Origin of the sequence: Stenotrophomonas sp. 3diitr2024 (assembly GCF_042136455.1) — a bacterium.
GTDB lineage: Bacteria > Pseudomonadota > Gammaproteobacteria > Xanthomonadales > Xanthomonadaceae > Stenotrophomonas > Stenotrophomonas sepilia.
Window position 1 is genome coordinate 17,301 of record NZ_JBHHMJ010000319.1, and the last position, 22,412, is coordinate 39,712.

19 protein-coding genes are annotated in these 22,412 nt (G+C 65.9%); 10 read left to right on the forward strand and 9 right to left on the reverse strand.

What is annotated here, in order from left to right:
* Positions 1 to 223 precede the first annotated feature (223 nt).
* From ABGA94_RS07505 to ABGA94_RS07530, 6 genes are all read left to right on the forward strand, one after another.
* Positions 224 to 682 (forward strand): molecular chaperone, encoded by a 459-nt coding sequence (locus tag ABGA94_RS07505; RefSeq protein ID WP_375366893.1) that lies wholly within the window; start codon positions 224 to 226, stop codon positions 680 to 682.
* Positions 683 to 1,079: 397 nt separating this feature from the next.
* On the forward strand, positions 1,080 to 1,592 hold the full coding sequence (locus ABGA94_RS07510) for a fimbrial protein (protein ID WP_111129292.1): 513 nt from the start codon (positions 1,080 to 1,082) through the stop codon (positions 1,590 to 1,592).
* A gap of 96 nt (positions 1,593 to 1,688) precedes the next feature.
* A complete protein-coding gene (locus ABGA94_RS07515; protein WP_258390383.1) occupies positions 1,689 to 2,390 on the forward strand; it encodes a molecular chaperone in 702 nt (233 codons plus the stop codon).
* An 89-nt stretch (positions 2,391 to 2,479) separates the two neighbouring features.
* Entirely contained in the window at positions 2,480 to 5,047 is a 2,568-nt protein-coding gene (locus ABGA94_RS07520) for a fimbria/pilus outer membrane usher protein (RefSeq protein ID WP_375366895.1), read from the forward strand.
* Positions 5,048 to 5,065: 18 nt separating this feature from the next.
* A complete protein-coding gene (locus ABGA94_RS07525; protein WP_146256603.1) occupies positions 5,066 to 6,103 on the forward strand; it encodes a fimbrial protein in 1,038 nt (345 codons plus the stop codon).
* Positions 6,104 to 6,108: 5 nt separating this feature from the next.
* Positions 6,109 to 6,840 (forward strand): molecular chaperone, encoded by a 732-nt coding sequence (locus ABGA94_RS07530; protein ID WP_065196354.1) that lies wholly within the window; start codon positions 6,109 to 6,111, stop codon positions 6,838 to 6,840.
* Between the two features lie 26 nt (positions 6,841 to 6,866).
* Here the strand turns inward: ABGA94_RS07530 and ABGA94_RS07535 are convergent, their stop codons facing one another.
* The gene (locus ABGA94_RS07535; RefSeq protein ID WP_375366896.1) at positions 6,867 to 7,925 is read right to left on the reverse strand and encodes a hypothetical protein; all 1,059 of its coding nucleotides are present in this window, start codon (positions 7,923 to 7,925) and stop codon (positions 6,867 to 6,869) included.
* Between the two features lie 538 nt (positions 7,926 to 8,463).
* Between ABGA94_RS07535 and ABGA94_RS07540 the strand changes: the two genes are divergently transcribed.
* Positions 8,464 to 8,835 carry a hypothetical protein gene (locus ABGA94_RS07540; RefSeq protein ID WP_065186467.1) on the forward strand — a complete coding sequence of 124 codons (372 nt, stop codon included), beginning with the start codon at positions 8,464 to 8,466 and terminating at the stop codon, positions 8,833 to 8,835.
* 20 nt (positions 8,836 to 8,855) lie between these two features.
* Here ABGA94_RS07540 and ABGA94_RS07545 read toward each other — a convergent pair whose 3' ends face one another.
* The 6 genes from ABGA94_RS07545 to ABGA94_RS07570 all read right to left on the reverse strand — a co-directional run bounded on the left by ABGA94_RS07545 (position 8,856) and on the right by ABGA94_RS07570 (position 17,321).
* Positions 8,856 to 10,244, reverse strand: coding sequence for a phosphatase PAP2 family protein (locus ABGA94_RS07545; protein WP_375366897.1), 1,389 nt, complete (start codon positions 10,242 to 10,244; stop codon positions 8,856 to 8,858).
* A gap of 146 nt (positions 10,245 to 10,390) precedes the next feature.
* Complete coding sequence (locus ABGA94_RS07550; protein ID WP_375366899.1) at positions 10,391 to 11,344, reverse strand: hypothetical protein; 954 nt, start codon at positions 11,342 to 11,344, stop codon at positions 10,391 to 10,393.
* The gene (locus tag ABGA94_RS07555) at positions 11,341 to 13,503 is read right to left on the reverse strand and encodes a peptidase domain-containing ABC transporter (protein WP_134955583.1); all 2,163 of its coding nucleotides are present in this window, start codon (positions 13,501 to 13,503) and stop codon (positions 11,341 to 11,343) included. The genes ABGA94_RS07550 and ABGA94_RS07555 overlap by 4 nt, the downstream gene beginning before the upstream one ends.
* Positions 13,503 to 14,747 carry an HlyD family secretion protein gene (locus tag ABGA94_RS07560; RefSeq protein ID WP_375366900.1) on the reverse strand — a complete coding sequence of 415 codons (1,245 nt, stop codon included), beginning with the start codon at positions 14,745 to 14,747 and terminating at the stop codon, positions 13,503 to 13,505. Before ABGA94_RS07560 ends, ABGA94_RS07555 begins: the two co-directional genes overlap by 1 nt.
* 65 nt (positions 14,748 to 14,812) lie before the next feature.
* Positions 14,813 to 14,950 carry a hypothetical protein gene (locus ABGA94_RS07565; RefSeq protein WP_155760274.1) on the reverse strand — a complete coding sequence of 46 codons (138 nt, stop codon included), beginning with the start codon at positions 14,948 to 14,950 and terminating at the stop codon, positions 14,813 to 14,815.
* A gap of 175 nt (positions 14,951 to 15,125) precedes the next feature.
* Positions 15,126 to 17,321, reverse strand: coding sequence for a TonB-dependent receptor (locus ABGA94_RS07570; RefSeq protein WP_375366902.1), 2,196 nt, complete (start codon positions 17,319 to 17,321; stop codon positions 15,126 to 15,128).
* 254 nt (positions 17,322 to 17,575) lie between these two features.
* Between ABGA94_RS07570 and ABGA94_RS07575 the strand changes: the two genes are divergently transcribed.
* From ABGA94_RS07575 to ABGA94_RS07585, 3 genes are all read left to right on the forward strand, one after another.
* On the forward strand, positions 17,576 to 18,169 hold the full coding sequence (locus tag ABGA94_RS07575) for a TetR/AcrR family transcriptional regulator (protein ID WP_139727151.1): 594 nt from the start codon (positions 17,576 to 17,578) through the stop codon (positions 18,167 to 18,169).
* A gap of 139 nt (positions 18,170 to 18,308) precedes the next feature.
* The gene (gene lepB, locus ABGA94_RS07580; RefSeq protein ID WP_065186452.1) at positions 18,309 to 18,935 is read left to right on the forward strand and encodes a signal peptidase I; all 627 of its coding nucleotides are present in this window, start codon (positions 18,309 to 18,311) and stop codon (positions 18,933 to 18,935) included.
* Between the two features lie 71 nt (positions 18,936 to 19,006).
* Complete coding sequence (locus ABGA94_RS07585; RefSeq protein ID WP_005416674.1) at positions 19,007 to 20,119, forward strand: DNA glycosylase AlkZ-like family protein; 1,113 nt, start codon at positions 19,007 to 19,009, stop codon at positions 20,117 to 20,119.
* A 96-nt stretch (positions 20,120 to 20,215) separates the two neighbouring features.
* Here the strand turns inward: ABGA94_RS07585 and ABGA94_RS07590 are convergent, their stop codons facing one another.
* Together ABGA94_RS07590 and ABGA94_RS07595 are read right to left on the reverse strand one after the other, a co-directional pair.
* Complete coding sequence (locus ABGA94_RS07590) at positions 20,216 to 21,142, reverse strand: ABC transporter six-transmembrane domain-containing protein (protein WP_065186450.1); 927 nt, start codon at positions 21,140 to 21,142, stop codon at positions 20,216 to 20,218.
* A gap of 191 nt (positions 21,143 to 21,333) precedes the next feature.
* Complete coding sequence (locus tag ABGA94_RS07595) at positions 21,334 to 22,410, reverse strand: ATP-binding protein (RefSeq protein ID WP_375366904.1); 1,077 nt, start codon at positions 22,408 to 22,410, stop codon at positions 21,334 to 21,336.
* Positions 22,411 to 22,412: the final 2 nt, after the last annotated feature.

Here is a 22,412-nt window from a genome sequence, read left to right on the forward strand (position 1 = left end):
CGAGTCGCGCCTGACGAAGGGCGCGCGGGGTTATTGCAGCAAAAGCTCTTGGTGGGCGCAACGACCCTGAAGGTCAAGAATCGTCCCTGCTGCCCATGCGCACGCGGGAGATCAACATGGGGGGGGGGCGTGCCGGTGACCGCCTTCAAGGGAGTACGGCAGTCTTCAGCAGACCCCGGAAGCATCGAAGGCGCCCTTCGTTCTTGACCGTCCCCTGCTGCGATTGGATCCCGGGGCATCGCATGCATTGCGGATAAGGGGCATCGCCGCGCAGCTTCCGGCGAGCGAACAGGAGCAGCTCTACTGGGTGAACGTGGTGGATGTGCCCGCACGCGAGGCCAAGGCGGATGACAATGTGGTGCAGGTGGCTATCCGCTTCCGCATGAAGCTGCTGTACCGCCCGCAGGGGCTCGGGACGCCACTGAACCCCGACGGCCAGGTGGGCATGGCAGCAGGCGTGGGCGGCCTGGCGCTGCGCAACACGGGGCGCCACTACTTCAACCTCGCCAGCATGACGCTGCTCTCCGCATCCGGCGAGCGCAGCGTGGATGCCTTCTATCTGGCGCCCGGCGAAGCCCGCACGCTGGCATTACCCGAAGGGTTTGCCGGCCCGCTGACCGAGGTTCGCTACGAATGGGTGGACGACGACGGCGTGTTGCACGCGGAGCAGCGTTTGCTCTGAGTGCCGGCATCGCGGCACCCAACGCGTCTTCTGACCTCAACACCGCCCACCGGGCGGTGTTTTTGTTTCCGGGATCGCTATCGGAAGGACGCATTCCATGTGGCGTTGAAGAGCCTCCAACTGCGTGATTGGCCGGGCTGGGCGTTCCTTTCTGGAGCGAGTCCTACGCTGCCTGTCGGGTGCGCGGTATGCCGATGAGCCCTTATCGCCCGGCGCTTTCAGCCTGAACGGCCCTCGCTTCGCCCAAGTCCGGGCTTCGCTTTGGTACTTGTCCTATGCCTGCCAATCCCTGTCGCTTCTAGCATCTCTTCTCGAAGGCAGATGCCCTTCGCTCAAGCCCCAGCACAGTGCGGCTTGAACACACAAACCCAATACCAAACACAGGAAATTCATCATCATGAACAAGCTTGCACTTGCACTGTCCGCCGCCCTTTCGCTGGGCGCGGTTGCCTCGGCTTCGGCGGCCGATGCCACCATCAACTTCAAGGGCGACATCAAGGCGTTGCCGTGCGCCATCAGCGTTGGCGCCGGTGGTACCAGCGTCGCCATGCCGACGATCACCCCGGATCAGATCACCAGTGGCGCCAGCCGTAACGTCGACTTCGACCTCAAGATGGGCACCGATGCGGGAAAGTGCCCGGCCAATACTTACACGCTGGCCTTCAAGGACAGCGCGCTGACCGACGGCATGCTGAGCAACAGCGCCACCACCGGTGCGGCAAAGAACGTGGCGCTGACGATTGTGAAAGATGGCTCCGAATTGGATCTGTCGACTGACGTGATCAATCACACGCTGGCCGCCGAGGGAGTCGTCACCATTCCGCTGCAGGCCCGCTTGGACCGGGCCGGCGTGGGCACCGTCGAGGCAGGCACTTATTCCGGCGATCTGCTGATCAACGTCACTTATTGAACGCGTGAGCGGGCCCTTCAGCACCTTGACGGGTTGAAGGGCCTGCCGGCCCTCTTTGGAGTACGAACCATGTTGAGCCATTCCCGCACCCGATTGATGGCGCCCGTGCTGGCGGCGCTTGCGGCAATCTGTGCACCCGCGCATGCGGCGGTCGTGCCCAACGCAACGCATTTCCACTTCTCTGCAAAGGAGCAGGAGTTGACCGTCCGCCTCTCCAATCAGGGCGGTTCGCCCGCGCTGATCCAGGCGTGGATCGACGACGGTGATGCCGACAGCACGCCGGAGACGGCAGCGGCGGTGCCGTTCGTCATCCGTCCGCCGGTAGCGCGCGTCAACGCTGGCGCCGAAAAGGTCCTGCGTATTGTGGCCGCAGGCGCGCCAGCCGCCAGCGACCGCGAGACGATGTACTTCTTCAATCTCCTGGATGTGCCCGCCACCACGCAGGGCGCCGATGCCGTACTGAACCTGATCGTGCGTTCACGCTTCAGCCTGACCTATCGCCCCGAGGGGCTGACGGCGGCCGGTGCCTTCAAGGCCGCCGAGCAGTTGCGCTGGTCGCTGGCCCGGGATGGACAGGGCTGGACGTTGCACGCGGAGAACCCGACGCCGTACTACGTGCATCTGGGTGGCATCGGCGACAAGGAGCGCATTGCCGCGAGCCGCGTCGCACCGTTTTCCTCCGCCACTTACCGCCTCAGCCATGCCCAGCAGGCTGCGCTCGGTACCCAGGTGACCTACCAGTTCCGCAACGAGCAGGGTGGTTTCCATACGCTGACCGTGCCGCTGCAGCGGCCCTGATTTTGCCCCGCTAATCCCCAGACCCGCTCGCCGCCAGGCTCCCTTCACGGGGGCCCTGGTTCCCCTTTGCCCAACGCCAGGACTTCGCCATGAACCGCTTCCCGACGACAACGCTGCTGCGCCAGCATCGCCTTGCCGCGGCCGTGCTCGTCGCGCTGCTGCCCGCAGCCGCGATGGCGGCGCCGACGGTGGCGTTCAACCCGAGCCTGCTGCACGGCAATATCGATGTCAGCCGCTTCGAGCGCGATGGCAACCTGCCGGGCATCTACAACGTGGACGTGCAGGTGAACGGTCGCAGCGTGGGCAAGCAGGAAGTGGAGGTGCGCGAGACCGATGGCGAGGAGCGCCTGTGCCTGCCAGCGCCGTTGTTCGACCTGCTGGGACTGGATATCAAGAAGCTGGAAGCGATGCGGGACAAGGGCGAGCAGGCCGATCTGTTGCCGTTGCCGACGGCCTCGACCTGCGAGGACCTGGGCCGCTTCATTCCCTCGGCCCAGGCGAGCCTGAATGCTGACGAGCAGATTCTGGAGATCAGCATGCCGCAGGCCTTCCTGGCCTCGCGTTCCAGCGGCTGGGTGGACCCTTCGCAGTGGGACAACGGCATCAACGCTTTCCTGCTGAATTACAGTGTGAATCACACCCGCTCCCAGTTTGGCGGGGAAAGCGCCAGCCGCACCAGTGGCAGCCTTGATGCCGGCCTGAACCTGGGCGCCTGGCGCTTTCGCCACAGCGGCTACTTTTCGCAGGTCAACGGTGACGCGCCGATGTACTCGGCCGGCACCAGCTATGCCCAGCGCGAAATCCGCCGCTGGAACGCGCAGTTGACTCTGGGCGAGGCCAGCACCGATGGCGACCTGTTCAACTCGGTCGGCTACCTGGGGGCCAACCTGCGGACCGACCCGCGCATGCTGCCGGAGACGGCCAACAACTATGCCCCGGTGGTGCGTGGCGTGGCGCAGACCAACGCGCGCGTGACCATCCGCCAGGCGGGCCACGTAGTGTTCGAAACCACCGTGGCACCGGGCCCCTTCGAGATCGACGACCTGCGCAACACCTCGCGCGGTGGTGATCTGGAAGTGGAAGTGACCGAGGCGGATGGCCGCGTCGAGTCGTTTGTGGTGCCGTATGCCGCCGTGCCGGGGCTGCTGCGCCAGGGGCAGCAGCGCAGCAGCGTGACCGTGGGCCAGCTGCGCAACGAGCAGACCGATGCGCCGATGTTCGCGCAGGCGACCGTGCGCCGCGGCGTCGGCAGCGCGGTCACCGCTTATGGCGGCGCGCTGGTAGCCGACGGCTATGCAGCGCTGCTGCTGGGGGCGGCGGTGAACACCCGCCTGGGTGCGTTCTCCGGCGACGTCACCTTCGCCGATACACGGCTGCCGGGCGAGGTGGCCGGCTTCGGCACGCGCATGCAGGGGCAATCCTATCGGCTGGCCTACAGCCGCAGTTTCAGTGCGGCCACCAGCTTTACCCTGGCGGCCTACCGGTACTCGACGGACGGCTACCTGGACTTTTCCGACGCAGCGCGCCTGCAGCGCGCACTGGCGGACGGTGAGAGTGGCGCCGGCCTTTCGCGCCAGCGCAGCCGGCTCGACCTGACCGTGAACCATCGCCTGCCCAAGGGATCGTTGTACCTGCAGGGCAGTTCAATCGACTACTGGACGGACAACCGTCGCAGCACCAACTTTTCGCTGGGCTATGCCGGCCAACTGGGGCGCGCGACGTTCAACATCAGTGCGCGTCGTTCGCTGGAATCCTCGCTGTCGGGTGGCCCGAAGAAGGCCAGCAACAGCGCGAACCTGAGCGTACACGTGCCGCTGGGGCGTGCGCCTGCCGCGCCGCGCCTGAGTGCTTCGGCCAATGGCATCGGCCGCGACACCGGGTACAACGCCAATCTGAGCGGACAGTTCGGTGCGGACCAGCAGGGGTCCTACAACCTGTCTTACGGCCAGTCGAGCCAGCAGCGGGACTTCGGTGCCAGCGTGAACTACCTGGGTCCCAAGGCAAGCGTGGGGGCGTCGTGGAACAGCAGCGACAGCGGGCACCAGCTCGGCTTGTCGGCCACCGGCAGTGTGGTGGTCCACGGTGGCGGTGCGACCTTCTCGCAGCGAACTGGCGATACCGTCGGCCTGCTGCATGTGCCGGGGGCCGCGAAGGCGATGGTGGGCAACCGCCAGGGTATCCGCACCGACAAGAACGGCTATGCGGTGGTTCCCTACCTGAGCGCGTACCGCCAGAACGAGGTCTCGGTGGATTCAAAGGGACTGTCGATGGACGTGGAACTGAAAGCCGGCTCGGTGTCGGCGGTTCCGACCGCTGGCGCGGTAGTGAAGATGATGATTCCGACGGCGGTTGGCCGCAGTGCGTTGATCGAAGCCCGGGACAGCCATGGCAAGGCCTTGCCGTTCGGCCTGGATGTCTTCGACGAGCAGGGCGTGGCGGTAGGCATCGTGGGCCAGGGCAGCCGTCTGTGGGTCCGCGGCATCAATGACAAGGGCGTGCTGCGGGTTGATACCGGCAGTGGTCCGCTGGACAGCTGCACGATTGCCTATGACCTGACCACGGCCGGCGATGAGCCGATTCACATGAGCAGCTGCCAGCGTGAAACCCGACTGGCGGACGAGTCCGGTTTGGGCACGGGCGTAGGTGCCCCCAACTGATCAAGACAGAGGTGAACAATGAACATGACGACGAAACCGGGAAGCCACGCGCGCCTACTGCTGGCGATGATCCTGGCTGGCGGTGCCCTGGCGGCCGGCGAAGCCAGGGCAGGGTGCAGCGCGGGCGACGACACCTGGGTGCCGATGAGTAATGTGTACTTCGATGATGGGTTCAAGGCCGGTGACGAGGTCAAAGGCTCTACCGGAAACACAATCCACTACAAGGTGAACTGTGATCCGTCAGAGCGGGTGGATATTACCCTCCTCTCGAGGGCGCCCTACTACGGTGAGGTCGAAGGTGTACCCACATTCAGTACGTCTGATCGGGATATCGGCCTGCAGATCGAATATCGTCATCCGACAGTTTCCGGGGGAATGTCCGACTGGAAGCGACTGGATGATATGGGAGGCGTGGCAGCCGGCGTAGCCATCCCCAACGCGGCAGACGGGACCTGGCATTTCCCGGTGCAGTACGATTTTCGCTACGTTGCAATCAATGATTTTACGGGCAACGGAACTGTGAATGGTCAAGCTCTGGCAATGGCCAACAGCCGTTCCCACTCCGGACTTTCGCTGCCCGAACCCGATGTGGAGGGATTCGGGGTGACGCGCCGCCTGTATTCCTATTGCAATTTCTCGAGTACGCCGCCGAGCACCGTGACGGTACCGACCACGGCGCCAGGCACCCTCGCGCGCGAGGGCGACACCGGGCGTGCTTCAGAATTCTCATTTGGCTGGTATTGCGTTGATGGGAATGATGGGGACTATGCCGGTGGTGGCGATTTCAGGTTCAAGTATACGAAGGCATCATCCGGCAAAACGGGGCATATCCAGAGTACCGGGACGGCCAAGGGGGCGGATCTGCTGGTCAGCATGACCGACCCTGGTACCAAGGAAGAAAAGCCGATCGAGCATGAAGTCTGGTACAGCAAGGGAAAGCCACTGCCCTACACGGGCCGGCGTGATCTTCAGGTACGATTTGTCCGCAATGGCGAAGCCACGTTGGTCCCCGGCGATGTGCAGGGGACGTTGACGATCGAGGTACTCAAATATTGAACCGCTTGGCCCAGAAACTGCTGTTGCTTGTGCTTGCCGCTGGCACAGCGCCGCCGGCGGCGGCCGACCTGCGGGTGGACGCCACGCGGGTGGTGCATGTGACAGGCGCTGACGCGCCCTCCATCCGCCTGCGCAACCAGGGGGATCGGCCCTCGCTGGTCCAGACCTGGGTAGGCGAGAGTCCAGGCGACGTTCCGCTGGAAGAGCAGCGCCAACCGTTCGTCGTCACGCCACCCGTGTTCAAGCTGGAGGCTGGCAAGCGGCGCGACATCACCATACGCCCCGCCGACACGCGTGCGCTGCCGACCGATCGCGAATCGATGTTCTGGCTGAACGTGCTGGATGTGATGGGCAGCAAGGCGGATGGCACCACCCAACCGCTGGACGTGGCCGTGCACTGGAAGCTGAAACTGTTCCATCGTCCCCAAGGTTTGCCCGGCAGCCCACGCGATGCGGCCGATGGCCTGCACTGGCAGGTGGAACATTCCGCTGCCGGAGCGATAACCCTGCGTGCGCGCAATTCCGGCCCGTATCACGTCAGCCTGGCGGGTGTGCAGCTGGGCGGCGCAGCGGTGGCGGTGACGCCCGATACGTCCACCATCGCCCCGTTCGCGGAATGGGAAAGTTCGCTTCATTCGGGGGCAACTCCGGTGGGCAACCGGCTTGAGTACCGTTGGATCGACGACGAAGGGCTGGAACACGTGGCAACCAAGGACCTGCCTGCCGGCGGCAGCTGACGTGTTGCGGCGCAGCCGTCGGACACTCAGAACGGTACGACCTGGATGGTGAGGGTGCTGCTGGCACTGCCGGCCCGCAATGCGTCGGCATTGCGGATGAAGCGCACCTGCATGCTCTGGCTGCCGGCGCTGGGCAACCCGCCGGCGCCGGGCGCCAGGATATTGGCATACCAGCGGTCAAAGAGGATGGGGTCCTGGCTGCCGTCCGCACGCTGCAGGGTGACCAGCATATCGACACCGCGTGCGGTACCGCTGGCGGTCAGGTGCCCGGGCACGCCGCTGACGGCGGCAGCCGACAGGAAGCGGAAGTCGCCCCGCCCACTGTGGCCCTGGTTGCCTGCGCGGCAGCGCCAGGCGAACGAGAAATTCGCCGGAGGCCCCACGTCGCCCAGTTCGCGCAGCATGCCCAGATGCGCGCTGGGAACGGTGAGCGTGGACGGGGGCGCAGAACTGAACACGCAGCTGGCATGCTCGCGCGGGCGCCGCCGCACGCCCTCCACCGACAACTGCTGTAGCGATAGCCCATAGCTCATGTCACGGACGGCCAACGGTTCCAGGTCGCCCATCAGGATGTCTTCGCCGGCGAAGTCCCGCAGTGCCACGAAGCGGTAGTCCACTTCGATGGGCAACGAGGCGGTGGGGTCACCCTTGACGTAGTTCGCGTAGGCGGTGACGACCGTGCCGGCAGAACCTACGGCCTGCCACTCGGAATACTCCGGCTCACCCGATCCGGAAACGGCCCGGATGTAACGGAACTCGACCTGCACGCCGATGCCGTCGTGATCGGTGCTGAAGATGGCTCGGCCATCGGTGAAGCCCACCATCTTGCCCTGTGCACGCACGTAAACGCGGGCACTGGCTGTTGGGTCGCAGTCCACGTAGTAGTTCACCACCGCACGGGTCCAGCCGACCACAATGTCGTTCTCGGCGTACGAGTCGTAGTAGCCTGGCGCGGCGGACATCCATTTCGCCGGGCCAGCACTGCAGGCATGAACAGCCGGGCAGGCGACGGCGAGCACGCCCAGCAGCAGCCATGCCAGCCAGCGGCCGGTTGAACGATATCCTGCCTGCACCTGCTCGCCCACGCGATGATCTCCTGCGCTGCCAAGCCGGACGGTAGCGCAAAGGACACACGACGACCAGCCGGGCAGGGGCGCATCCCGTTGTCGCCATAGACGCGGTGATGGTTGCGGCGGCTGTGGCTGAAGCTGGGAGGCCAGAGAAGACAAGACTGTCGCGTCGGGACCGGTAGTCCACGCCAAGGCCCGGAACACGGGGAATGGCCGGTATGCGACAATGCCGCCCGCTGCATGAATGTCTCCGTCTGTGCACCGCAGCGCTTGCTGATGGCAAGCCGGTTGTGCGCATGATGGGTTGCCACCGAAAAAGGGTGGCCGGGGCCTGGAAACCCCGTTGAGGATGTGCTGTTAACGCTTGCCAGCCGGCGTCGCCTTGTGCGGCGCCGGCTGGCATTCCGTCTGCGCGTTATGGCGGGGCGGTGCGTGGAGGTGCGCGCAAGCGCACCTGCCCGGGTATAGCACAGCCTCGCGGGTTTCCAGCCACGTACCGTCCCGCCGCCTTTGTTAAGGGCGGTGGCACCGTAGCCTTGTACGGAGACCTGCCATGAATGCATCGGATGTTCCCCCTCTGCGCGCCCAGCATGCCCTGGCCAACGCCGATGGGGGCGAGGAAGCGAGCGCGACGCCGGATCCCAACAACCTGATCGCGTTGCTGCACCAGATTGGTCGTGGCGTTGCCGCCGACGGTCAGCCCTGGCCCGAGCGCCATCAATTGCCCGGCCGCTGCCTGGCCCTGGCCGACAGCGACGGCGCATTGGCTGGCCTGCGCATCGTCAACGAGATCCTGCTGGCCGCCGAGCGCGCGCGCCAGAACGGTGGCCCGGAACACTACGTGGGCGATCGCGTGATGGAAGGGCTGAAGCTGGCCGCGCTGGCGCTGACCAACCACGCCATCTATCGCCTGCACCCCGATTAGAGCCACGCCATGCGTGGACGCTACCGCTGGTGCCTCATCGGCCGCCACGCGGCAACCGCGCCCGCACCCCACGCCACCCACGCGCCCAGCCCCATGTAGACCAGCGCCTGCAGGCTGGCCGCAAGCACGAACGGTTCGGCGCGCTGGGTCATCGGCAGGCCCACGCCACCCAGCACCAGCAGGCCGGCCAGCAGCCATGCTGCCGAGCCCATCGACGAACGTTCCGGGGCGACACGGGGCACCATTGCGCACGCGGCCGCCACGCAGAACGGCAACAGCAGCGGCATGGCCTGCCAGGTCACGCCCACGGCCAGGCTGGCAACGGCGATGACACCCCAGCAGATTCGCTCGCGCGCAGCCGGATGGCTGGCGCGTGCCAGCGACTTACCCAGGGCATGGATTGCAACCGCGATCGCACTGCCCAGCAACAACCCCGCAGCGACGTCGCTCCAATAGTGAACCCCCAACCAGACCCGGGCCATTCCGGCGATTACCCCGGCCATCAGCGCGATGCCCAGCACTGCCGCAGTCTTGAACTTGCCCGTGATGTTCTGGCGTGCCAACAACCACAGCGCGGCCAGCACGAAAAAGCAGGTAGCGCTGGTGGTGTGCCCGCTGGGCAGGGAAGGGCCGGCGGCACCGGCCAGGCTGAGCGTGGCATCGAAGCTGAAGGGGCGTGGCACGGGAATGACGACTTTGATGCTCTGCACGGCCAGCGTGACCACCATCAGCGCCATCAACATCAGGCGGGATGCCTGCGCGCCGAACGCCACCCACAACACAGGCATCGCCAGCAGATAGAACCAGAATTCGCCCAGGGCGTTACCCACCACCGCCAGCCCGCGCACCGGCCACTGCTGGGTACGTTGCACGCGATCCAGCTCCGCCTGTCGGAAGGCAGAGGCGGGCCCGAAGCGCGCGACGGGACGTACTTCGCTCTCGGCTACTGCGTGCAGGCGCTGATAGGCGTGCTCCAGCTGCTGCGGGAAGCGCGTGCGCAGCTGGCGGGCTTCGTCGCGGGTGACCCAGCGCGCCTGGATGAGCTCGCGCCCGAGATGCGGGGCGTCCAGGACATCTATTGCAGCCCCCTGCACCTGTATGGGCTGGGTCGCGCGGCAGGCGAACACATGGACACCGGCGTCGTCTTCCAGCAGGTCGGTGGTGGCGACCTGCAGGCCGGTTTCTTCCCACGTTTCGCGCAGGGCTGTCTGCGGCGGGAGCTCACCGTGCAATGCGGTACCACCAGGAAGCTGCCAGCGCGAGGTGACATCCTGCACCAGCAGCATGCGCTCGCCTGAACGCATGACGCAGACCGATGCAGCGCTGGCCAGCTGGGGCACGAGCAGGAGTGTTGCGAGCAGCACACTTCGCAATGAGGCGGCGAAGGAAGGGAGGGCTGGAAGGGGCATGGCACCGCCGCGTGAGGAGGAGGGTCACGTCGATGGTGGAGCCCCGCTGGGAAGGACACTATCGGATTCGTACGAATCCGATAGTGTGCTTCAGCGGATCCGCGTCGTGCCTGACCGGGCGCCGATGTCCCGGCACCTCGCGGGCGTCATGCCAGCGAACGGGGCTGAGGGCGTGCATGCAGGTAGTTGTCCAACCGGTCCAGCAGGAACCAGTTGGAAGGGTCGTGTGTGATGAAGTCGCTGGCAGATTGCAGGACTGCCTGCACGGCATCGGGCGTGGTCAGGCTCCCGGCGCGATGCAGCAGTTCCAGATGCCCGGTGCCGTGCCGGCTGATCCAGCTGGCCGCCAGCAGCACCGGGCAACCGGCCTTGGCGGCCAGTTGCAGCGGCGCCAACGCCAGGCGTGCGTCGCGCCCGAGGAAGCGACAGCGCACCGGGTCGCCGAAGCGCTGTGGGCCAATCGCAGCGGGAAGATCAATGAAGGCGACGGCGGTACCGCCCCGGCGGAGATGGCGGAACAGCGCCGTGGCCAGGCCTGGCTCGCCCGGATGCACCACGTCCACCCGATGCCCGAAGGCTTCCAGGCTCTTCAACGCCTGGAACATGGCGTCGCCCTCCCGGCACAGGGCGGGCACAAGCACGTGCGCAGGCTGTGGATGGGCCTCGATGACCCGCGCGACGGCCAGGCGATATTCCCCGGTGTGCAACAGCGCAATCAGGCCGCCGCTGCCCGCCATCTCTTGCCAATAGTGGTGCGGGTCGTTCCATTGCATGTCATGGATCCGACGGCGCCATTGCGCCGGTCGCCTGATTTCGTAACGACGGAAGCGGACGTCGCGCAGCAGTTCGATGGCAACGTGCAGCGCCGCCTGCTCGATGGCGTCGGCGTGGTCCAGACCCAAGGCCTGGAGATGACAGAGCGCAGCTGCATACCGTGATTGGCGCAACGGCCACGCGATTGCCTGCGAGCTCATCGCAGCGCGCATGAGTGGCGCATCCCATCGACCGGGCAAGGGCGCGGCGGCCATCACCAATAGATGGCGCAGCAGTTGGCCGCTGATGTGGCCCATGGCCTGGCGGGCGATCCAAGCCTGGCTCATGCAGGCACGACGCGGGCCTGCGGCGCAGCCATCGACCGAAGTTGGCCTTCCTGCATGCGATAGCGCTGATCGCAGGCGGCGACCAGTTCTGCATCATGGCTGGCGATCAGGCAGGTGACCGGCAACGACTTAAGCGTTTGGATGACGGCGTCGCGCGCGTCGCGGTCCAGATGCGCCGTCGGTTCATCTAGGATCAGCAGGTCTGGCTGCATGTACAGCGCGCGAGCGATCAGCAGGCGCTGGCGCTGGCCGCTGGACAGCTCAACCCCGGCAAACCCCAGCTGCGTGTTGTAGCCGGCGGGCAGGGCCAGGGCTGCCTGATGCAGGTCAGCCTGCTCCAGCGCCTGCTGCAGGCGGCGTTCGTCGCGCACGGGGCAGTCGGCGTAGATGTTGTCCACCAGGCTGGCCGGCATCACTTCATCACGATCGCCGACCAGTGCGATGCGCCGGCGGTACTGGTCCAGGCCGAAGCGCTGCAACGGCACGCCATTGACCCGGACCGCGCCCTCGTCCAGTGCGTGAAAGCCGGCCGCCACCTTCAGCAGGGTGCTCTTGCCGCAGCCGGAAGGGCCGGTGACAACGGTCTTGCTGCCCATGGCCACCTCCAGATGAAGGTCACGGAAGGTCGGGTTGTCGAAGCTGCCATAGCGGTGCGTGGCACCACAGATCGCGAGACTGCGCACCGGCTCGTCGCCGGCCGCTGCGCTGGAGCGGTAGCCGGCGTCGCAGGGCAGTTCGGGAAGTTCATCGGTGATGTCGGTGGTCCGTGCCAGTTCCACCTGCGCCAGGCGCAGGCCGGCATAGCGTTCCATCATGCGCTGGGTGCAGCCCATGAACATGTCCTTGTACAGGACGAATGAGAACAGGTCGCCGATGGTATTGTCGCCACGCAGCACGGCCAGCGCGCCCAGCGCACTGATCACCAGCGTATTGGCATGCGAGATGGCTTCGTGCGCCGTGCCGGTCATGGCCTGGATGCGGTCCACGCGCGCCCGTGTGCGCTGTACATCGGCCTGCTGGTTGGCCCATTCGGCCAGCCGCACGCCTTCCTGCCCGCGCAGCTTCACCGTCTCCATCGCAGTAACGGCCCGCAGCAGCGTGTGGTTGCGCGCGGTCTCTGCATCGATGGATTGCCGCTGTGCCTTGGCCATCGCTGGCAGGCTGATGGCGCGGATGGCGAAGAACAACAGGCTGAGGCCCACCGCTACTCCTGCCAGTTTCATGTTGATCAGCGCGATCAGTACCAGGAAGACGACCGCGAACAGAGCGTCGATGGTGATATCGACCCAACCCTGGGTGTACGCCACATGCGCCAGATCGGTGGCTTCCAGCCGACGCAGGATGTCAACCGGGCGCCGGCGCTCGAAGTATCGCGTTGGCAGGCGCAGCACGCGCGACATCAGGCCAGCCGATAGATCGGTGTTGATCGAGGCCCGAAGCCGCTCATTCACCAGTGTGCGCAGCCAGGAGGCAGCAACGCTGATGGCGAAGATCAGGCCGAAGACATACAGCAGCAGGTAGAGCAGTTCCTGGTCGTCCTTGACCACCACTTCGTCGATCACCAGCGAGAACAGCTTGGGCGATGCGATGGCCACCAGCTGTGCAAGCACCGCCAGCACCGCCAGTGTGGCAAGGTGATTGAGCAGGCGTGGATTGCTGGCCAGCACGCTGCGCACGGAAAGGGGCGAGGCGGTGCCTGCCTCGCCTTCGTGCGTGAAGGTCGCGGTTGGAATCAGTTCCAGTGCGGCACCGCTGAACAATGGCATGGCCTCGGCCCAACGGAACTGCCGGCGTCCGACGGCCGGATCGATGATGGAAAGACCGCGTTGGCTGACTGCTTCGACCACGACAAAGTGGTGCTGGTCCCAGAACAGGATGGCGGGCAGGCGCAGTTCGCCGATTTCCTGCAGCGAGAGCTGGAGAGGTCGCCCGGCAAAACCAAGTTCTTCGCCGATGCGCAATGCCTGGAACAGCGACAGGCCATCGCGTGAGACGCGGTAGCGTTGCCGAAGCTGCTGCAGGCCGACCTGCTTGCCATGGTGTTGGGCGACCATGGACAGGCAGGCGAGGCCACATTCGGCTACTTCGCCCTGCAGTACCGGGGTTATCCGACGGCGGCCGAGCAGGGAACGGAGAAGGGAGGTGAAGGGCTTGCGCATCACGGGTGCTCGTTGTTCAGCAGGACGTCGCCGCTGTTGCGGGTCCATCCCCTGAGGACGGGAAGAAACAGCCACTCAAGCAGGTTCACCTCCTGCAGGCGCACCGAACCCTGCAGATCCATGCCGTCCTTCAGCCATTCCGGACGGATACGCACGCTTGCCGGCGACATGTCCAGTGCTACGTCGGCGAGAAACGCTGGGGCGTCCTTCTGATCGGGCAGGCCTGGAATGGAGAGCGTGCCCGAGGTCAGGCGCAGGACCTTTCCCGGCACCAGCCCATGACGCTCATACGGGAATGCATCGATGCGCACGTTGACGGTGTCCCCGACCTGGACGAGCCCTGCCGTTCGCTGGGGAAGACTCAGCCGCGCCATGGGTTGGCGCGCGTCGGCATCGGTCCGTATCAGCGCCAGCGGAGCCCCGGGGACCAGGTTGTCTCCGACGGCCGGCGACACCATGTCGACAACGCCGGCGACCGGGGCAAACACCGTGTAGCCGCGCTCGCGGCGCTGGGCATGGATGCGCTCCTGAAGGTCGTTGCCGCGCAACATCAGGCTGTTGAGGCGCGTGGTCAGTTCCTCTTCGGTGCGTTTGCGTTCGTGCTGCAGTTGGGTACGGCGCTGGCGCGCGGCCAGGATGGAGGCCTGCATGTTGGCGTGTTCGGCGCGCAACTGCTGCTGCCGGGCCTGGGCGTCTTCAAGTTCGAGCTGGGTGACAAAGCGTTGCTCGGCCAACGCCTGGTAACGCTTCCGCGCACTGTCGGCCAAGCGTTGTCGGGCCGTAGTGGCTTCCAGCGCGGCATTGAGCGCGCGCAGTTCTTGGTCCACCTGCTGGACCTGCTCATCGATGCTGCGCAGGCGGAGCGTGTGAAGCGCCTGCGCCTGCCTGGTTTCGTGCTGCACGCTGGAATGCACTTCGTGCAGGCTCTGCAGGCCGAGTGTGCCGGCACTGAGACCGTGTTCGGAGACAGCGTCGAGTTCTGGAATAGTGACGCTCGCCAGCGGCTGGCCTGCTTCGACTTTCTCCCCAGGCGCAACCCGCAGCGCCTGTAATACGCCGGCACGTTCGACAGTTACCCGGGTGATGTTGCCCAGTGCGATGTATCCACGTACTTCTTCGGTGCGCGCGTAACGCCCCTTCAACAGCACCACAAGCACGAGTGCGGAAACCACCGCCAAGGCCCACGACAGTGCGATGCAGGATATTCCGGTGCGTGGAAGAACCTGGCCCAGTTTCTCGATCATCAACAGCTACCCACAGCAGAGCGAGGCGGAGGGCCGCCTCGCGGGTTCACGCATGGCTCAGTGGATCAGCACCACTTCCACGGGCGCCATTCCCACTTGATCAGCGCGATCGCACCGTAGAGCGACAGGCCGGCGCCGATAATGACAAGACCGCCACCACCGCCACGAATGGACTGGGCCTGGCTTTCAGACAGGGTCTGCATCGTTTCTCTCCTAGCGTTGAAGCGTCGTCGAAGCTGACGACGCACGAATGATGTAGGCCGTGTGAAGGCGTTGATATCGGACACGTTCTAGAGCGAACGAGGGCGGGCGCAGATCGCGTGACGGAACGAAACAGAGCCGAGCATGGGCTCGGCTCTACAGGAGTTCCATGCCTGCTCAGAAATCCATGGTTGCCGAGAGCAGCACCGTCCTCGGTGCGCCCAGCGCCAGGCTCGACAGCAACGGCATGCCCCAGTATGCCTTGTTGGTCACGTTGTTCACGCTGGCTCTCAGCGCAAGCGGTCGACCCGCCACAGCGGTGCTGTAGCGCGCGCCCACGTCAAACAACGTCCGTCCCGGCACCGACAGGCGGTTGTCGGCACTGATGTACTGCTTCGACATCGCCGTGGCATTACCTGTCAGAGTCAGGCCTTCCAGCGCGGGCACATCCCACTCCACGCCCAGCTTGGCCTGACGCTGCGCAACCGCTGTGGCCATGCGGCCTTCATTCACGCCGCCAGCCGTGCGGGTCAGTTTCGGCTGCACATAGGCCACGCCACCGAGCAGGCGCACGCCGTCCAGTGGTGCTCCGAAGAAGCCCCATTCCACGCCCCGGTTCCACTGTTCGCCGCCAAACGAGAAGATATTCGTGACCGGGTCGGTGTAGCTGCTGGGCCGCTTGATTTCATACAGGCTGAAAGTGTGCGCGAAGCGGCCCAGGTCCAGCTTCAGGCCCAGCTCCTTCTGCTTGGTGCGGAACGGTGCGAACACTTCACCGGCATTGGCAGCGGTCATCGGCGCGGTGGCGCCCTGGCTGAGGCCTTCGATGTAGTTGGTGTAGAGGGAGATCGTGTCGGTCGCCTTCACCAGCAGCGCCGCTGCCGGGGTAGTGGCGCTCTCGTCGTAGCGTGAGGTGCGTGCACCCGTGGCCACGTTGAAGGTCTCGCTGACCACCTGCTGGCGGCGCACGCCCAGCGTCAGCTGCACACGTTCATCGGCAAAGGACAAGGTGTCGGCGAAGCCGATGCTGTCCAGCCGCAGTTCGGTATGCGAGATGTGCGGCGCTACGAACGGCGCGGCCGGGCCCCACACCGGGTTGTACAGGTTGGTGGTCCAGTCCCAGCCCGGCACGCTGCGGCGGCCGTAGTCGTTCTGGGTGTGCTGATAGTGGGTCACGTTGGCGGCCCATTGGTGGCCCACGCTGCCGGTACGGAAGCTGCCGCGCAGGCCGGCGTCACCGGATTGCTTCTTGATGTCGAACGCGAGCTGGCCGATCACGGTGGTGAAGTCACCCGCCGGGTTGAGGATCTGCGCGCTGATCGAGCCGTTGTAGCGGTAGTCGGTCCTGCTGGTGCCGTACGCGAGGTAGGCCATCAGGCTATCGTTGATGTCCAGTTCGCCGCGCAGCATCGCGCCCTTGTCCTGGCTGTCCACGTAGGCCCAGTCCGGGTTGATCAGCGTATCGCCACGCGGCGGCCGCGGAATGGCCACACCCGGCGCCAGGCCGACGCCACGTGCCGGGCCGTCAACACGGTCATCGGCGCTGTACAGATCGGCCGACAGCCGCATACGTTCGCCGCGCCAGTCCAGTGCCAGCGAACCGAGCTGTACCTTCTTGCTCTGCTTGCCGACTGCGCCGTCACCATCACGGTAGGCACCGTTGAAGCGGATGCCGAACTGCCTGTCGGCGCCCAGGCGACGGCCCATATCCAGGTGGGTGCCGAACTGCGCGTCGGAGGCGAAGTTGGCACTGACCCGCAGCAGCGGTTGATCGCCGGCACGCTTCGGGACCAGGTTGACGCTGCCACCGACCGAGCCGCCCGGCGGCATGCCGTTGAGCAGCGCGGACGGGCCTTTCAGCACCTCGATGCGTTCGAACATTTCCGGCGAGGTACGGTAGTACGGCGCCATGCCGCTGAGGCCGTTGAAGGTGGTGTCGCTGGTGTTGGAGGCGAAGCCGCGGATCGCGTAGTTCTCGCTCCATGCGCCGGTGACGCCGTTGCTGAAGACGGTGGGGTCGGTGGCGGCGATGACGTCGGTCAGGTCCTTGGCCTGGCGGTCGCGGATGAAGGACTCGGTATAGCTGACCGTACTGAACGGCGTGTCCATGAAATCCTTGTCGCCGAGCAGGCCGACGCGGCTGCCGGCAGCCACTTGCCCGCCCGCATAGTCTGCGGTGACCCGGCGCTGTTCCTGCACCTGCACCGAGGGCAGTGTGGACGGCGCGGTGTCGGCCAGCGCGGCGCACGATGCCATCAGGCCAAGCGCGAGCGCCGATGCGCGGTAGCGCCGCGCCAGGCCGTGTGGGAGTGGCTGGCTGCAGGACGCGGCGGCAGCTCGGTTCTGCGGGGAAGAGGAGGGGTACGTGGTCATGCCAGGGTCCTGTGAATCTTGGGCGCGAGCGCGCCTGGCGCGCTGCCATCGGCAAGCACGGGAAGAGCGCGCAGCGCAGGGTTGTCGGCTGGGTGGGGACCTGGCGGGAAGTGAGCCTGGGGCTCGGTTCGGGCGGCGCCATGAGTGCGAACCAGACGCATTCCGAATTAGTTGATTAAATTAAACTAAATAGACCGAAGCGGACAAGAGGGTCCCTTTGCTGGCACCCTCGGCAGGGTATGAACACGCACCGTATGAGCCCGCACCCCGATCCAACGGCGCCGACCCGTGGCCGCCCGCCCACCATCACCCCCGAGCGCCTGGCCGACATCGGCATCCGCCTGGGCCTGCCCAACCTGACCATGGCCAACGTGGCCGCCGAACTGGCGGTGACCCAGGCCGCGCTGTACAAGCGCGTGGCCAACCTGGAGGCGCTGAAGCGCCTGGTGGCCGAGGCGGTGTTCCAGCGCTGGCAGATTCCGCGCGCCTCGGCCGATGCGGCGGGCGGCCTGCAGGGCTATCTGATGGTGTTCGTGGAATCGTTGTGCGAGGTGGTGAAGGCGCACCCCGGGCTGCCGCCGTACCTGCTGCGGCGCACGGTGGCGACCGCGCCGATGCTGGAGAAGATCGCCTCCCACCAGGCGCACGTGGCCGAAGTCTTCGGCCTGCCGATGGACAAGGCACGCTGGCTGCTGGCCACAATCGCGTTCTACTGCATCGCCGGCGCCGACACCATCTACGCGATTGCGGATGACGAAGAGGGCCAGGTGATCACCGAGTTCAAGCAGGGCATGCGGGCGCTGGTGATTGGGTCGTTGCAGATGCTGGATGCGGACGGCGCGCTGTAACGTCGAGCCAGGCCGGACAGCCCTCCGGATGGGCACTTCATGCGCCCAGGGAGGACATCTGGAATTTGTCCTATGCATGGCCCAGAGCCGTACGTCTAGGCTGGGGGCTGGACCCTTCCATCATCTTCCGGAGCCCTCAATGCATGCCCCTTCCCGCGCGCCGTTGCCCCAGCGAGCGCTGCTGTGGCTGAAGAAGGAGGCCTTGCCGCTGCTGATGCTGCTGAGCCTGTTCCTGGCTGCACGCGACACCTTGGCCAATCACTACGTGGTGCCAACCGGTTCAATGCAGCCGACCCTGCAGCCGGGTGATCGTGTGGTTGTCGACATGCGGGCGCACGGCCTGCGCCTGCCTTTCACCGGGCTGAAGCTGATGGGCGACAACGTGCCGCAACGCGGGGAGGTGGTGGTGTTCGCTTCCCCGGCCGATGGCGTGCGCATGATCAAGCGCGTGGTCGCAGTAGCCGGGGACCGCGTGCGCTTGCAGGAGGGACGATTGACCATCAATGGCCAGCCTTTGCAGATGACTGCCATGACTGACGTGGAACGGTTCGGCAAGCGGCAGGCCCGACTGGATCTAACGCATGGCGGAGGCCCGGACATTGCCGATCTGCGGGTACCTGCCGGCAAGGTGCTGGTGCTGGGCGATCACCGTGGCAACAGCCTGGACGGCCGCTTCTTCGGCTGGGTCGATGCGGACCGGATCTACGGCCGCGCCGTGGCGGTGTACTTTCGCCGCGGTGAAGGCGTGGTCTGGCAGCGCCTGTAGTTGGGCCCGGTGAAGTGTCCGGGTGCGATGAGCGCTAGCCCTCGGGGGAATTGCCGTGATCCCATCCACGCATGGCGTGGATCTACAATGCGGCCATGCCAGCTACGCCCACCCTCGATGACCTTCGCCGCTATGCAGTGGCGCGCACCCTGTTCAGGCCGACCACGCTGCTGACCGCGATCCGGCGGTTGGGCTTCGTGCAGGCCGACCCGATCCGGGCACCGGCACGCGCGCAGGACCTGACCCTGCGGCACCGTGTGAAGGACTACCGCTCAGGCGATCTTGAGCGGCGCTACAGCCGCTTGCCGGTGGAAGAGGACTGCCTGGTGAACTACGGCTTCCTGCCGCGCGAGCATCTGGCGCTGATGCACCCACGCGCGGCCAAGCGCGAGTGGGACGCCGAGACCCATCGCCGCGCTGCCGAGGTGCTGGCGTTCGTGCGCGAGCGCGGCAGTGTGCACCCCCGCGAGGTTGACCAGGCGTTTGCGCATGGCCGGGTGACCAACTACTGGGGCGGCACCAGCAATGCCAGCACGCACCTGCTGGACGGCATGCACTACCGCGGCCTGCTGCGCGTACAGCGGCGCGACAGTGGCACCCGCATCTATGCAGTGGCCGCGCATGCCGAGCCAGATGCCAGCGAACAAGCGCAGGTCGAGCGCGCGGCCGCGCTGATCGACCTGGTGGTGCGCAAGTACGCGCCGCTGCCATCGGCCAGCCTGACCTATCTGGTGCGCCTGCTGGGCTATGGTGCACCGCATCTGGCCGAGCAGACCCGCAAGGCACTGGCGCTGGCCAAGCAGCAGCTGGCCAGCTGCACGCTGGAGGGCACCACCTGGTACTGGCCGGCGGACGAGAATCCGCGTTCGCGCCGCTATGCACCGGACGAACAGGTGCGCCTGCTGGCGCCGTTCGACCCGGTGGTGTGGGACCGCCGTCGCTTCGAGCTGCTGTGGGGATGGGTGTACAAGTTCGAGGCCTACACGCCTGCACCGAAGCGCCAGTATGGCTACTACGCACTGCCGGTGTTGTGGCACGACCAGGTGGTGGGCTGGGCCAATCTCAGCGTGCGCGAGGGTGAGTTGGTGTCGAACGTGGGTTATGCCGGCAAGTCGCTGGCCCGCGACAAGGTGTTTCGTGGCGCGCTTGAAGACGAACTGCAGCGCATGGCGGAGTTCCTGTAGCGCCAAGCGGCGCATGGGCGCCTATCGCTCCTGTCAGCCGCCAACCTTGGTTGGCGCTGGCTTCCACCGGTATCCACCAAGGTGGGCATCTACCGGTCAAGCGGCGTCCTTGCGCTCCGCATCCTCCATGCCGGGGCTGACGCGGCGGCCGATGTCCTTCAACCGTGCCAGCTGATCCACCATCGACGGTGCATCATCCAGGCTGCCGACGAACGTCCACAGGTAGGTCATCACCGCGTACACATGGCCCGGGGTAACTCCGTCGGTGGTGGCAAGGCGGCCGATGGTCAGCGCGAACAATGCCGCAGCAGCCAGCCCGATCACCACATAGGCGCCGGCTTCGCGATCGGACAGCAGGATGCGCAGGCGCGACAGCGTGGTGTAGTGGCGGCGCAGTACCGAGGGGCTGACCCGGTCGACCAGGCGGATCTCGTGTTCCAGGCGGTTGTTCAGCCGGCCATGCAATTGCTCGTTGCGGCGTGCGAACGACGGCAGTACCAGCAGGGCCCCGAGCAGGGTGACCAGGCCAGCGGCACCGACCATCGGTTCGATCGCCAGCAGCATGGCCACCGCACCGAACATGGATGCCAGCGCGGTGGCGATGATCGGGACGTGCTTTTCAAAGAAGTCGACGAACTCGCGGGCCAGCACCACGCGTGCCGCCGAGGTGGACGTGGCCTGGCCCAGGCGGCGCTGTGCCTGCACCACGCTCACTGCCAGATCGGCATAGATGCGGGTGAAGGTGCGGGTATCGACCGCTCGACGGGCGGCGCCGACCAACCAGAACAACAGCACCACGCCGGCATAGGAAACGGCATGGCCGATGTTGCCGCTGATGATCGCGTCCACCGCGAAGCCGGCGAACAACGGATAGGCCAGCAGCAGGGTGTTCTCCAGCGCCACCAGCGAAAACGTGCCGGTGAGCTGCCAGGGATAGGTGCGCAGGATCGCCTTCAGAGTGGCGGCCGCATTCTGCTGCCCGATGCTGCCGGCGGCTGCCGCTGGATCGTTGGGGTGTTTCATGGGATGCCTGGGTGGGTCGGGGACAGGGCAGGGGACGGATGCCTGCCATCTCCCGGGTTGCGCCCAGTATCTGCGGCCCTTTGGAGCGGGCATGGAGGATCGATGGAGATTGCGTGGAGAAACCGGCGCCGTTCAGCGAAGCGAATGCCCATCAAAGGTGGGCCGCTACCAGGGCAGCGTCTGCCGCGTCCTCAACGACGCGCATGCACCGGCCAACGGAGCTCGAACGCGCTGCCGCCGCGTTCGGTCGGGCGGCACTGCGCCGTTCCGTGATGGGCCACGGCAATCGCCCGCACCACGGCCAGGCCTAGGCCGGAGCCTCCGCTCTGTCGCGATCGCGAGACATCGGTGCGCTGGAACGCCTCGAAGATGCTGTCGCGAAGCTCGTCGGGCACGCCGGGGCCGCCGTCTTCCACTGTCACGGTGCAATGGCCTTCGGCCAGCGTGACACGAACCCGCAGTGGGCAGGGGACGGCATGGCGTCGTGCGTTTTCCAGCAGCGCCAGCACCGCCTGGCGGATGCGGGCCGGATCGCAGTCCGCCAGTGACGGCCGTGCCTCCAGGGTCACCGAAAACCCGCTTTCCGCCAGTGCGTTGGACATTGCTTCCACCACCGCGGCCACCTGCACGCTGACGTCGCTGCGCTGCAGGCGCAGATCGAGGTGACCGCTCTCGGCCAGGCTGACCACGCGCAGGTCTTCGATGATGCGGGTGAGTCCTTCGAGCTGGGTGAGCATGCTGTTGAACTGCTCGGGGCCCGGCTCGAACACACCCTCGGCAATACCCTGCAGGCGGCCGCGCAGGATGGTCATCGGCGTGCGCAGTTCGTGCGCGATCGCCGCGTTCCAGAACACACGGTTCTCGGACATCCGGCTGAGCCGTTCGGCCATCGAGTTGAAATCACTGACCAGCGTGGCCGCTTCGGCCATCGTGGTGTTGCCGCCACGTGCACGCGCTTCCAGATCCCCGCTGGCCACCCGGCGCAGGCTCTCGGCCACCGAGTTCAACGGGGTGATGATGCGCCGGGTCAGGCGCGAGGCGACCAGCGTGGCGAAGATGACCACCACGGTGGCGGTCAATCCGATCCACAGCCATTCCAGCCCGGACGGCATGATCGTTTCCGGCGCGTCGTACCAGCGCGGATAGAACACCTCCAGCAGGTAATAGAACAGATAGAAGCCACTGATCGAGAGCACCGTCGAACACAACGAGGCGACCGTGATGGAGAGGGTGATCTGGCGGCCGATGCTCTTGCCTTTGGGATTCATCG